This is a genomic window from Bacillus sp. 0909A (assembly GCF_036765115.1).
GTDB classification, from domain to species: Bacteria; Bacillota; Bacilli; order Bacillales; family Bacillaceae; genus Bacillus; species Bacillus mojavensis.
This window is the reverse complement of record NZ_JBAIZU010000001.1, coordinates 674,485-687,754: the sequence shown is the minus strand read 5'-3', so window position 1 is coordinate 687,754 and position 13,270 is coordinate 674,485. Positions and strand designations below refer to the sequence as shown.

Sequence of the window (13,270 nt, the reverse complement as noted above, 5' to 3'; positions counted from 1 at the left end):
TGCTCTTTTTATTTTAACAGATTTTAAACATAAATCGACGTTTAAAGTCATCATTAGGGGGGATGTTATGTAGATAACCCCTTATGTGATAAGCATTCTCAATCATTTTTCTGTTGAAATGTGGCATCAACATCATTACAATAAGTAAGAGGAATAGGTGTTAAATTGATTAAATATAAAGATTGATCCATTTGTTCCACCAAGAACAATCTGGGAGGTTTTATTCATGGCAAAGTACACAATCGTAGACAAAGATACATGCATTGCATGCGGCGCTTGCGGAGCGGCTGCACCAGACATTTACGATTACGATGATGAAGGCATCGCGTTCGTAACGCTTGACGAAAATAAAGGCGTTGTCGAAGTTCCTGAAGTACTGGAAGAAGATATGATTGACGCTTTTGAAGGATGCCCTACTGATTCCATCAAAGTGGCGGATGAGCCATTTGAGGGCGACCCGCTTAAATTTGAATAGAAGTAATCGAAAAAGCTCCCCTGCGGGAGCTTTTTTTATTTAATGAATATGCGCGCTTCTTTGCTGTTCAATCCACGGTTTAAGCTTGATAAAGATAAGTGTGAACACAATCGTAATGACAATGCCTTTTATGAGGTTAAACGGCAGGATACCAGCTACAACCGCTGTTTTCAGCGCACTGTCGGACAATGCCGGGGAGTGTAAAAACCATGTGTAGGCCGGAAGAATCAGAACATAATTGAGAATGCTCATCAGCACCGTCATAGCTGCAGTTCCAAGCAGAAGACTCACTGTCAGGCCTTTTGCTGAGTTCAGCTTTTTAAATAAGAAAGCAGTCGGCAATATAAAGAGTGTTCCGGCAATGAAATTTGCAATTTGTCCTACAGGCACTCCAGCCATGCTCCCCTGAATGATATATTGAAGAACATTTTTTATCGCTTCAACGGCAATACCCGCTAAAGGTCCGTATATAAGAATCGCAATAATGGCAGGGACATCACTGAAATCAATTTTTAAATAATCAGGAAGCCCCGGAAACGGAAAATTTAACAGCATCAATACAAATGCAATGCTGCTCAGCATGCTGATCACGACTAATTTTTTTACTTTCAATTTGCTCTCTCCTTTTCGACCACATCTTACTCGAAAAGCGGAAAGGTTCTTTTTCCAGCCAATAAAAAAACCGCTCTATGATATAAAAGCGGGGTTTTAAAAATTGGCTTGGTAAAGAAACGTTTGAAAACCTTTCTTTCAAAACGCTGCTGAACCTCCATCTTCTCCCATCCAGACTATACTGTCGGCTTCGGAATCACACCGAATCCTGCTGTCAAAAACAGCTCGCGGGCTTAGAGCCATTGCTCATCACCGCCGGTAGGGAATTTCACCCTGCCCCGAAGATTGATCATATGAATTTGGTTCCATTATAAACGATAAATGATTGGTTGTATAGATAATTGCTTCAAATTAAAAATATCGCCAAAAGTCTCTAAAACTGGTCAATTCCTCACTTTCCTTTTATCCTTTACTGCGTCAATACACATTGACACTCTATTGAGAATATGTTAAATTATCAGATATTTAGTTTGTCAATTTAGGAGGAAATCTTACGATGTTTCGAGTATTGGTCTCAGACAAAATGAGCAACGACGGCCTACAGCCACTTATTGAATCAGACTTTATTGAAATCGTCCAAAAAAACGTAGCAGATGCAGAGGATGAATTACATACCTTTGATGCTCTATTGGTGCGAAGCGCGACAAAAGTAACAGAAGGCCTTTTCCAAAAAATGACTTCTTTGAAAATCGTCGGAAGAGCCGGTGTCGGTGTGGATAATATTGACATTGACGAAGCGACGAAACATGGGGTTATTGTTATTAATGCGCCAAACGGAAACACAATTTCCACAGCTGAGCACACATTCGCGATGATCTCGTCTTTAATGAGACACATCCCTCAGGCCAATATCTCTGTAAAATCCAGAGAATGGAACCGCACAGCATATGTCGGTTCGGAACTTTACGGCAAAACACTTGGAATTGTAGGATTAGGCAGAATCGGAAGCGAAATTGCACAGCGTGCGAGAGCCTTCGGTATGACCGTGCACGTTTTTGATCCTTTCTTAACAGAAGAAAGAGCGAAAAAAATCGGTGTCAACAGCCGTACGTTCGAAGAAGTTTTGGAAAGCGCAGATATCATCACTGTGCACACGCCGTTAACAAAAGAAACAAAAGGCTTATTAAACAAAGAAACGATTGCAAAAACGAAAAAAGGTGTTCGCTTAATTAACTGTGCACGTGGCGGCATTATCGATGAGGCAGCTCTTCTTGAAGCTTTAGAAAGCGGCCATGTTGCCGGTGCGGCGCTTGACGTTTTTGAAGTTGAACCGCCGGTTGATAATAAACTCGTCGACCACCCGTTGGTGATTGCCACTCCTCACCTAGGGGCATCGACAAAAGAAGCGCAGCTGAATGTTGCAGCGCAAGTATCAGAAGAAGTACTGCAGTTCGCAAAAGGTCTTCCTGTTATGTCAGCCATTAACCTGCCTGCCATGACAAAAGATGAATTCGCTAAAATTAAGCCGTACCACCAAATCGCAGGAAAAATCGGCAGCCTCGTATCACAATGCATGAAAGAGCCGGTACAGGATGTCGCGATTCAATATGAAGGCACAATTGCTAAACTTGAAACATCGTTTATTACAAAAAGCCTTCTGTCAGGCTTCTTAAAACCACGCGTTGACTCAACAGTTAACGAAGTAAATGCGGGCGGTGTCGCAAAAGAACGCGGCATTAGCTTTAGTGAAAAGATTTCCACTTCTGAATCTGGATACGATAATTGCATTAGCGTAAAAGTGACAGGAGACCGCAGCACCTTTACCGTTACAGCTACCTATATCCCTCATTTCGGAGAACGCATTGTCGAAATCAACGGGTTTAATATCGACTTTTATCCAACAGGCCACCTGGTTTATATCCAGCATCAGGATACGACGGGGGTCATCGGCCGAGTGGGACGCATTCTCGGAGATAACGATATTAATATTGCAACCATGCAGGTTGGCCGTAAAGAAAAAGGCGGAGAAGCCATCATGATGCTTTCTTTTGACAGACATTTAGAAGATAAAATTGTGAAAGAACTAACAGATGTTCCTGATATTGTGTCTGTAAAACTTATTGATCTTCCATAATGAAAAAACTCAAGCTTTGCAGCTTGAGTTTTTTTGCTTTTAACGGTTTCTGTTTATGTATGTTTGTGCAGTACTTCTAACACGTTTCTCAGCTCGGATACTGGTATTTGCCCAGGTGCTGAAGCCTCTTCTCCTGCGCCGAATGTGCAAGCTGATCCAAATATTTCACCGCTCAGCCTGCTGACCAATCCTGTACCCGCCATTGACATTGTGATCATCGGGCGGTCCGCATATTTTGTCTTCATGGTATATGTCGCATCAAGCAAGGTTAAAAGATCACCTGTATCCTTCGGCATTACAGCTATTTTCGGAATATGCGCTCCTAACTCCTGCATTTTTCGAAGCCGAGAAATGATCTCGTCCTTTGCAGGTGTTTTCTGAAAGTCATGATTAGACATAATTACATGGACACCGTTTTCTCCCGCTAAAGATACTAGCGCTTTCACGTTCGCCTCTCCTGAAAATAGTTCAATATCGATAAGGTCTATATCTTTTGTGCGGATAGCCGTTTCCAGCAAAGCGATATAGGAACTTACATCCATTTCTGTGCTCCCGCCTTCTTTATGCGATCTGAATGTAAATAGAAACAGCTTGTCTCTCAAAGACTCTCGCAGCTTTGAGATCATCTTTATGACTGCTTCACTGTCGTCTGCTTTTTCAAATCCATCGACTCGCCACTCGACAATATCTGGATCCAGTAATTTTACAGCTTCTGCTTCTTTTAAAATTTGCTTTTCTGTTTTATCCATCAGCGGAACGATGATTTTCGGCATCCCTTCACCGATGGAAACTCCTTTAATTGTTAGCGTGTTCACTTATCTCAAATCCTTTCAAACCTCACTTATTCTATTATACACTTACACTTATTTTGTGAAAATTCCTATTATATCTAAAAACAAAAAAGCCCAAAGGCTTTTTCAGTTTAAAGAAATCGGATTGGGGGCAGCGGGTACCGGTATGGGATCTGAAACATCATATTTTCCAATTTTATTTGATCTAGTTTCTGTAAAAGTCACTTTTGTAAATCCAAATTCCTTTGCTGTTAAAAGAAGTCCCTCAAGCATTAAAATACCGGTGATTGAATCCTCGACTGCCGAGTTTTTTGAGAAGTGAATATATAAATGTTTATGTTTTTCTGTTATTGATTTGATATCACCTGCGTGAATAACAGGTTCTGTATCCGGTTTACTGTTTGTTTCCATTTCCTTAAACGCTTCTTTTATTGTTTGAAACGTTTTTTCAGTGGGAACAAGAAAGTCTTGTCCGTCTTCATTGTGATACAAATAGTAAGCTTTGTTCGTCTGTGTGTGAACAGGAATTTCAGTCAAAGTGCCATAGGAGCCAACTTTTGCACCAGCCCCGTTTTGATCGGTTGAAAACTTGACTCTCTCATATGGGCTCCATTTCATTGTTTCTTTCAGCAATTTTTTTAATAGTTTAGCGTCTTTTAGAGAATCAACCTCAATGTTCTCGTTAACTTGTATTCTTAGTTCTTTCTGTTTCTCCGTTACTTTCACTTCATCCATCAAGGATGGAATGGTGACGGCGTGATCAAGATAGCCTGATTGGTCACTGGCAAACAGGACATCCTGTATGTTTTGGTTTGAGTTTGTTTTTTTAATGCTGATGGGTACGATTGTGGACGTATCGGCATCGGCAAACGCTACAGTTATATAATTGCTCTGTTCCTTTTCAGAAACAACAAACGAAGTATGATCCAGCAACGGTGCAGCTTTTTGACTGTCTGCTGTCTCAGTTTTCGTTATAGCGTTTTCTTTAACCGCTTCTTTTTGAGGCTCTGCCTGATCAAAGAAATGAGGAGAAATAATGAAAGCGATATAAACTGCAGCAGCTGCTGCACATACGGGGCCAATCCATTTTACAGGGGGCTTTTTCTTCCGTTTTACCATCGACAGCCGCTTGTATATGTCTTGCGGAGAACGATGGTCTTTAACTGCCGGCAGTTGACTTAACAACTCCTTTATCTGTTCTTCGTTCCAATCTGACTTCATCATCCATTAGCTCCTCCCTCAAAAGCTCCATATGTTTCCGAAGTACCTTGAGCCCTCTGTGTTGGGTCGTTTTTACTTTGCTTTCCGAGAAGCGCAGAGCATTGGCTGTTTCCTGTATTGAATATCCCTGTATAAACCGTAAGATAATCACAGCTCTTTGATCGATCGTACATTGATCAAGCGCAGCATAAATTTCCCGGACATTTTCATGTTGAACCGCGAGTTCGTCCGGAAGCAATTGCTGATCTCTGACATCCTGTGTATCCCAATCAAATGTGCCGAGTACACGCTGTCTGATTGTCTGCTGCTTACGGAACCAGTCTATCGCCACATGGCGTGCAATCGACAAAAGCCATGTTTTTTCACTGCTTCTTCCTTCAAACGTATGATATGAATTTAATACACGAATATAAACCTCTTGAAGAAGGTCTTCAGCCTGGCTTTTATCCTTTACCATATAAAATAAAAATTGGTATAAATCTTGATGGTATGTTTTATATAACACTTGAAAGGTTTCTTCCATAGGAAACCCCTCCGTTCCTTTAGTCGTAATAATAGCTTAAAAGTTACATTACAACTATATTACGAGAAACTGGAATTTGGAAGGGAATTTATATTAACATATCCTTAAATTTTATTAAGAAAACACCCGCTTAGGTCAGCGGGTGTTTCTTATGGAACAAGATTCTTCGGCAAATTCAGACTCGACTTTATCATTTTGTCGGAATATAAAACGTAAACGTCGTTCCTTTGTCCATCCGGCTGTGCACTGTAATGGTACCGTTGTGAGCTTCTACAATATTTTTTACAATAGCCAGTCCCAGTCCGGTTCCTGCTCTGCCCCTTGTCCGTGCTTTATCTGCTTTATAGAATCGCTCAAAAATGAATGGCAGATCCTCTTCCGGTATCCCGGAGCCTGAATCTTTGACGTCTATTTTTACTCCATCCTTAACGGTATGAACGGAGATGGACACATTGCCGCCTGATTGAGTATGACGCAGCGCGTTATCAATTAAATTAGTAAACACCTGCTCCATCTTATCTTCATCAAACATCAATTCCTCTTCAGTGAGAGAAATGTCCTGATGCAAAGAAATATTTTTTTCTTTGGCAACGCCGGAAAATTTACGCATGATCTTTTCTATAAATTCATTAAGATTGATTTGTTCATAATGCAATCCAGTATGGCCTGATTCCATTCGGGCTAAATCAAGCAAATCGTTGACAAGACGGCCCATCCGCAGCGACTCGTCATATATAATTTGAGCAATCTCTTTTCGGTCTTCTTCGGAGCTCGCAATGTCATCGACAATGGCTTCACTGTACCCTTGAAGCATGGAGATCGGCGTTCTTAATTCATGGCTGACATTTGCGATAAAGTCCTCACGCAATTTATCAAGGCGGCGTTCTTCGGTCATATCTCGAAGAACGGCAACCGCGCCTCTGACATGAGATTCGGCATACAGCGGCGACATCAGCAGCACCCATGATCTGCCCTGCAGCGTCATTTCAATCATTTGTTCTTTTTCAGTGCTGACAGCGTTTTGGAACAGTTCTTTTGCTTCTGGCGGAAGATTGTCGCCTTCTTTAATATTCATATTCTGCTCATAATACCAAGCCTGCAGAAAACGTTCAGCCGGCGGGTTTGTCACGAGAATCGTGCCGTCGATATTGATGGTAATCACTCCGTCAGCCATACTGCTTAATATGTTTGAAAGCTGTTCTTTTTCTTGGTTGAGCGCATTGATATGAAAGTTAAGCTGCCGTCCCATTTGATTAAAGGCGGTTGCCAGCTCACCGATTTCATCCTGGGTTAAAATCGGGATTTTCGTGTCAAACTTGCCCTTTGCCAAATCCTGTGCGCCCTCTCTCATTTTTCGAAGCGGATACGTGACCCTGCTTGATAAAAAGAAAGCAAAAAATGTGGTCAGCACAATTGCAATGCCTGCGGCAAGAAATATATAACGGGTCGTGTGTTTTGTTGTATCTTTGACGGCAAGCAAAGACTGAGATAAAAAGACCATGCCTTTTTTTCCGTCTTTTTCATACGGAACACCCACAATTAGGCGTTCATTATCCGTGTCTCTGCCACTCAGGCCCGTTCGTTTACTGACTTTTTTATGGTTGTCCAGAGCCTGATGTAAATCCTTGTCCTGCTGTATTTGTTCAAGCGTGATAGATGAAAGCCGATTTTTATCGTTTGGCGAATACCAGTACTTTTTCTCATCCTGTATAATTGCAATGCTTGTTAAGTTATCAGCAAGCTCCCAAGTGATTGACCTTGCCAGCGCCTGATCCTCGTGTTTTTCTAAGATGACTGCGACTTTATTTGCAAGCTGGGTTAAATCATTTTCGGCTTCTTCCACATGATAATTTTCGATAAATTCGAGTAAAAGAACCGTTAAAATAAATAATACGATCAGGACAAGCGAAAGGATCGTAGCCCACAGCTTGCCTACTACGCTTTTCCAAAATTTCATTCAGCGCCTACCTCGAATTTATAACCGACGCCCCATACAGTGACGATTTTTTTGGCAGCTCCCGGTGATACTTTATTGAGTTTTTCACGGAGACGTTTGACGTGTGTGTCTACTGTACGCAGATCGCCAAAAAATTCATACTGCCACACTTCCTTGAGAAGCTTTTCCCGATCATACACTTTGTCAGGCGTTTTCGCTAAGAAGTAAAGGAGCTCATACTCTTTCGGTGTTAAGCTCACTTCAGTTCCGTCTGCAGTTACCCGATGGGCATCATGATCGATTGACAGATGAGAAAACACCAGCACGTTTTTCGTCGGCGTATTCGCATTGAAATAAGAGTTTTGAGATGCCCTTCTCAGAAGCGCTTTTACCCGCAGAACAACTTCTCTCGGACTAAAGGGTTTGACAATGTAGTCATCTGTTCCCGATTCAAACCCCTGCACCCGGTTTGCTTCTTCTCCTTTAGCGGTCAGCATGATAATTGGTGTAGCTTTCTTTTCGCGAATTTGTCGGCAGACCTCAATTCCGTCTGTGCCAGGCATCATAAGGTCAAGCAAAATTAAGTCATAATTAGTTTCGAGGCCTTTGGCAATAGCTTCATCACCATTTTCCGCTTCTTCAATCACATAATTTTCACGTTCAAGATACATTTTTAAAAGGCGGCGAATTCTGGCTTCGTCATCAACTACTAATATTTTGGTTTCATTGGTTTGGTCCATCGTTTTCCCCCTGCTTTCCTTCTGTTACTTTCATTTTATCAAATCGTGAGAACGTTTGAGAACTGTATCGCTTTGTTATCGACTATGCATAAGAATGAAGTCCGGCTAGCACAAGATTCACGAATATTAAATTGAACATAATGATGGCAAAACCAATGACGGCCAGCCATGCTGATTTCTCTCCGTGCCATCCTCTTGACAGCCTTAGATGCAAATATGCGGCGTAAAACAAAAACGTGATCAGCGCCCATACTTCCTTCGGGTCCCAGCCCCAAAATCTCGTCCAAGCAAGCTGAGCCCAAATCATAGCAAAGATCAGTGCGCCGAGTGTAAAAATCGGAAAACCGATGGAAACGGCCCTGTAGCCAACCTCATCCACCAGATCAAGATTCACGTTTTTCACCAGAGGATGTAAACAAGCACTGATTCTTTTTCTGACGATCAGGCGAAGCGCCCCATACAAAAGGAGTCCAGCTCCAAATGACCAAATCACCGTGTTTACCTTTCTGCCTGAGAAAAGGGCCGGAAGCTCTGCAATAGGCTGCATTTTCCCCTCGGTGATAAGCTTACCCTCATGCGGGCCTACAAGTGCGGGCATTTCATAGACCATCACGCTTTTTTCCTTATTCTTATCCACCCAGTTAAACTCAGCTTCATAGCCGGCAAAACGAAACACAGATGTTATCACAATAAAGGCAACTGCCGTCACCATAATAAACATGATAGCTTCAAGCCAAAAGGTTTTTTTACTTGGTTTTGTCTGGTCAACATGCTTCAATAGAAAAATGACACCTGCGACAAAACTGATGGCGAGTATCGCTTGCCCCAGCGCGGCCGTGGTTACGTGAATATACAGCCAATTGCTCTGCAATGACGGAATTAAAGGCGAAATGTCCGTCGGAAACATGCTGGCGTAAGCAATTAGCAATAAAGCGATCGATAGTGTAAACAGACCTAATGAAGGCAATTGATAGATAAAATAAAGGATAATAAACGCAAGCACAAGCATCATGCCAAAGGCTGTTGTAAATTCAAACATATTGCTGACAGGCGCATGGCCGCTGGCAGCCCACCTTGTCATAAAATAGCCCAGGTGGCAGAGAAAACCGATAATCGAAAGGGTAATCCCGATCGTCGCCCACCGGTTTGCCCTGTCTTTTTTATTTTTCCTTCCGCGTATGGCCCCTCCGAAAATTGGGACCGCGATTAAATACACGAGAAAGGCCGCATAAAGAAAATTTCCGCTCAGCTCTGCCATGACACCACTCCCTTTTCGCCTATTTCTGTGTTTTCATTAATTCTTTTTGGTCTGCTGGTTCAGTCAGCCCCGTTTCGGCTAAAACAAATGTTAAATCCTGCTTTAGTCCGTACCAGTTTTTATTGGTATGGCCGGCAACCATGACTGCACCATCCTGTGTATGCAGCCAGATTCTGCGGTGTTGCCAGTACATGCCTTGAATGACGCCAATCATAAAAATGGCTCCGCCGATGGCAAGCACCCAAAGCGTCAGATCTTTTCTGACTGTCAGACCGGTTATGTTTTTCGTTTCGACATGGTCAAATTTTAACTTGTACTTATTACTGCCCGATCCTTCAATTGTTTCTTGAATGGCCACAAAGCTTTTTTCGCCTTTTGGCTTATCTGGCGTTATGATATTAAAAACAAAAGCCGGATTGTTTGGGATTTTTGTTTTTGTGCTCGGCTCTCCGTCCTGATTAAAATAGAAGTCAGGAAGGTAGCTGGCGACCTCAACTTTGTAACCGTTGCCAAGATCATAAACCGAATCTGGATCCAATAGGTTGATCTTTAAGCTCCCAAAGGATTTTTTTGATTTTTTGTCAATCAGCTGAAACACCATCTGATCAAGCTGATTCTCTTTATAATCCACCTGATAAACAGAAAACGAATCAAAGCGCAGCGGCTGATTCACACGAATATCTTCTTCTTTTACTTTTTTCAGCTTCGGCTTCTCTCCATAGACAATTTTGCCTTCCCGTTTATAGAGAACTGCGTCTGTTTGAAAGTTTTTCGCGACCTTTCCGCTTCCGACTCTGTCAATGGCATCAGCGAACACCTTTTTTTCTGTCTCGCTGTTATAAGTCTCTACGCTGAATTGATTGTTTTTCAAATAATATCTTCCGTCTGTGCCTGGAATTGCCGCAGTTTCGCCTTCTCTGACCCAGAGCGTTTCATCGATGTACATGCCCGGCACAAATCTTAGCATTGCGCCAATCAGGAAAATGATTAATCCTATGTGATTAACATACGGACCCCAGCGGGAAAAACGTCCTTTTTCCGCCAGAATGCTGCCCTCTTTTTCTCTGATTCTATAACGCTTTTTCTTTAAGAGAGTGACAATCTTTTCTTTTTCTTCCTTGTTGAGCTCGGTCTCGGTTTTACTGAACAGCCTCTGCCTTTTTAAGAAAACAGGGCTTCTCCTGACACCCTGATTTTTCAATGCTCTGTACAGGGGAATCACGCGGTCAAGGCTGCAGATGACAAGAGAAATGCCGATAGAGGCAATCAGCAGCAAATACCACCAAGATCCATATAAATGATGGAGCCCGAGTAAATAATAAAGCTGGCCGAACGTGCCGTATTGTTCTTTATAATATGTATCAGCCTGAGCACCGGGGGGCAAATAGGCTTCTTGAGGAAAAATAGTCCCGAATGCTGATGCTGCAAGGGTTATGACGATAAGCCATATTCCGACCTTAACCGAAGAAAAGAAGTTCCATATTTTATCAATGATCGTTTTGTTATAGGTTTGTGAGCGTCTAGCACTTCCATCGTATCTCATATCGGCAAGCGGGGGCTGTGTTTCCTGAAGCGCCCTGCCGCATGATTCACATAAAACGGTTCCGACCGGGTTGATATGTCCGCATTCACATTTTACCTGTTTCATCCCGAGGTCGCTCCGGGTTTTATCAGATTCATATAGTCATGGATCATGCTTTCTGTCATAGTGCCGGTCACCACCTTGACAACTTTTCCTTCCGGATTGATTAAAAAGGTTGTCGGAAGCGGAGATACGCCATAGGCATCAAGCACCTGACGATCTGTATCCAGGACAACCGGAAAATTCACTCCGTAGGATTTCATAAAATTATGTACTGCTATCTTTGACTCCCCAACATTCACCGCGACAATTTCAACGCCTTGGTCTTGAAAATATTTGTATTGGTTCGCCATATAAGGAAATTCTTTTTTGCACGGCTCACACCAGGTGCCCCAGAAATTCAAAAAAACACCTTTTCCTTTTAAGTCACTCAGTTCAATACGTTCCCCATTCGTATCTTCAAGGACAAAATTCGGTGCCTCGGATCCTTCAGATATGCTCTCTTTGTCGGCAAATACAGCATTGTATATTGTATAGGCCAGCGCGCAGATCAAAATGAGAAGGATGCCTGTCCGAATGAATAAACGCCTTTTTTTCTTCATTGTCCACTGCCCCCTTCCCCTATTGCAGATCCATTCAATTATATCATTGCACATTCATTTCACATTTCTAACTTTTTGAAGGTTATGTGAAACTTAGAAAGCGTTTTTACCGTGTTCCGCTAGCGCTCTGAGTCTTTTGACTTCATGCGGCGTGAGCTCTCTTGCGTCTCCCGTATTTAAGCCTCTCAGATTTAAAAATGCGTATTCTTCCCGCTTCAGCTTGATTACTTCATGTCCAATCGCTTCAAACATGCGGCGCACTTGCCTGTTCCGTCCTTCATGGATGGTCAGCTGTATAATGCTTGTTTGTTTTCTCTTATCCAATGAAAGCAGCTTCGCTTTGGCAGGCGCTGTTTTGCCTTCTTCCAGCATAATGCCGCGCTCCAGCTTTCTGATCAGCTCTTTAGACGGTATGCCTTTTACCTTTGCTACATATGTTTTGTTTATTTCATATTTAGGATGCATCAGCTTGTTGGCAAACTCGCCGTCATTGGTTAAAAGCAAAAGACCGCTAGTATCGTAATCCAGACGTCCGACCGGATAAATGCGCTGCGGCACTTCTCTTAAAAAGTCAGTCACGACTTTGCGCCCTTTGTCATCTTCCGCTGCGGAAATCACGCCTCTTGGTTTATATAGAAGAAAATAAACAGGCTCTTCACGTTCCACCTTCAAACCGTTTACTTCAATCTGATCAGAACCGGTTACTTTAACACCAAGCTCTGTTATTACTTTGCCGTTCACCTTTACTTTTCCTTCTTTAATCAGCTCTTCTGCCTTTCTGCGCGATGCAACTCCGGCGTGAGCAATTACTTTTTGCAGTCTTTCCATGTCTTTCACCTCAAGTATTATCTTACTTTTTTCAACCTAAACAAACAAGCTTTTTCAGATTTCGCATGCTTTATCTAAAAAAACGCCATTTTCAGGCGCTCCCAAATAATAACGTAACGATGATGATAGATGCAACTACACCGATTAAATCAGCAAGAAGTCCTACCTTTAACGCATCACCCATTTTTTTAATGCCGACCGCTCCGAAATACACAGTCAGCACATAAAGTGTTGTATCCGTTGACCCCTGCATCACCGATGCCAGCCTGCCAATAAAGGAGTCCGGTCCATAAACTGCAATTAAATCGGTCGTCATTCCCAGAGCAGCCGTACCGGAGATCGGACGGATCAGCGCAAGCGGAACCACCTCAGCCGGTATGCCGATGGCCGAAAAGGCCGGCTTTAAAAGATCCATAAAAAAGTCAAGCGCGCCTGATGATCTGAAAACGGTAATTGCAACAAGCATCCCGACTAAGTAAGGGATAATCGAAAATGCGATCTCAATTCCTTCTTTTCCGCCTTCAACAAAGGATTCATATGTCGGCACCTTTTTGATTGTTCCATAAAGAAGAATGCCGGCAATAATGATAGGGATCATGGCTAAAGACAGCCAGTTGATAATTTCCAT

13 protein-coding genes and 1 riboswitch are annotated in these 13,270 nt (G+C 42.5%); of the genes, 2 read left to right on the top strand and 11 right to left on the bottom strand.

Going from position 1 to position 13,270, the window contains the following annotated elements; translation table 11 throughout:
* The first annotated feature begins 226 nt into the window (after positions 1-226).
* Entirely contained in the window at positions 227-475 is a 249-nt protein-coding gene (locus V6D42_RS03705) for a ferredoxin (RefSeq protein WP_003225461.1), read from the top strand.
* 39 nt (positions 476-514) lie between these two features.
* Here the strand turns inward: V6D42_RS03705 and fmnP are convergent, their stop codons facing one another.
* Positions 515-1,087: a riboflavin transporter FmnP gene (fmnP, locus tag V6D42_RS03700; RefSeq protein ID WP_229147036.1), complete on the bottom strand. Its 573-nt coding sequence runs from the start codon at positions 1,085-1,087 to the stop codon at positions 515-517.
* Positions 1,088-1,242: 155 nt separating this feature from the next.
* Positions 1,243-1,377: riboswitch (FMN riboswitch) on the bottom strand.
* A gap of 206 nt (positions 1,378-1,583) precedes the next feature.
* Between fmnP and serA the strand changes: the two genes are divergently transcribed.
* Positions 1,584-3,161, top strand: a complete 1,578-nt coding sequence (serA, locus tag V6D42_RS03695; RefSeq protein ID WP_333512394.1) for a phosphoglycerate dehydrogenase — start codon at positions 1,584-1,586, stop codon at positions 3,159-3,161.
* Positions 3,162-3,214: 53 nt separating this feature from the next.
* Here serA and aroD read toward each other — a convergent pair whose 3' ends face one another.
* From aroD to spmB, 10 genes are all read right to left on the bottom strand, one after another.
* A complete protein-coding gene (gene aroD, locus V6D42_RS03690) occupies positions 3,215-3,976 on the bottom strand; it encodes a type I 3-dehydroquinate dehydratase (RefSeq protein WP_333512393.1) in 762 nt (253 codons plus the stop codon).
* Between the two features lie 102 nt (positions 3,977-4,078).
* On the bottom strand, positions 4,079-5,176 hold the full coding sequence (locus V6D42_RS03685) for a sigma-X negative effector (RefSeq protein ID WP_333512392.1): 1,098 nt from the start codon (positions 5,174-5,176) through the stop codon (positions 4,079-4,081).
* Positions 5,112-5,696: an RNA polymerase sigma factor SigX gene (gene sigX, locus V6D42_RS03680; protein WP_268445971.1), complete on the bottom strand. Its 585-nt coding sequence runs from the start codon at positions 5,694-5,696 to the stop codon at positions 5,112-5,114. The genes V6D42_RS03685 and sigX overlap by 65 nt, the downstream gene beginning before the upstream one ends.
* Positions 5,697-5,886: 190 nt before the next feature.
* The gene (gene resE, locus V6D42_RS03675; protein WP_333512391.1) at positions 5,887-7,653 is read right to left on the bottom strand and encodes a sensor histidine kinase ResE; all 1,767 of its coding nucleotides are present in this window, start codon (positions 7,651-7,653) and stop codon (positions 5,887-5,889) included.
* Entirely contained in the window at positions 7,650-8,372 is a 723-nt protein-coding gene (gene resD / locus V6D42_RS03670; protein ID WP_010334777.1) for a DNA-binding response regulator ResD, read from the bottom strand. The genes resE and resD overlap by 4 nt, the downstream gene beginning before the upstream one ends.
* Positions 8,373-8,454: 82 nt before the next feature.
* Positions 8,455-9,630, bottom strand: a complete 1,176-nt coding sequence (gene ccsB / locus V6D42_RS03665; protein ID WP_333512390.1) for a c-type cytochrome biogenesis protein CcsB — start codon at positions 9,628-9,630, stop codon at positions 8,455-8,457.
* Positions 9,631-9,649: 19 nt separating this feature from the next.
* On the bottom strand, positions 9,650-11,278 hold the full coding sequence (gene resB, locus V6D42_RS03660) for a cytochrome c biogenesis protein ResB (RefSeq protein WP_168748148.1): 1,629 nt from the start codon (positions 11,276-11,278) through the stop codon (positions 9,650-9,652).
* Positions 11,275-11,814: a thiol-disulfide oxidoreductase ResA gene (gene resA, locus V6D42_RS03655; RefSeq protein ID WP_010334780.1), complete on the bottom strand. Its 540-nt coding sequence runs from the start codon at positions 11,812-11,814 to the stop codon at positions 11,275-11,277. The genes resB and resA overlap by 4 nt, the downstream gene beginning before the upstream one ends.
* Positions 11,815-11,907: 93 nt before the next feature.
* The gene (rluB, locus tag V6D42_RS03650; protein WP_010334781.1) at positions 11,908-12,642 is read right to left on the bottom strand and encodes a 23S rRNA pseudouridine(2605) synthase RluB; all 735 of its coding nucleotides are present in this window, start codon (positions 12,640-12,642) and stop codon (positions 11,908-11,910) included.
* Between the two features lie 91 nt (positions 12,643-12,733).
* Complete coding sequence (gene spmB / locus V6D42_RS03645; RefSeq protein ID WP_010334782.1) at positions 12,734-13,270, bottom strand: spore maturation protein SpmB; 537 nt, start codon at positions 13,268-13,270, stop codon at positions 12,734-12,736.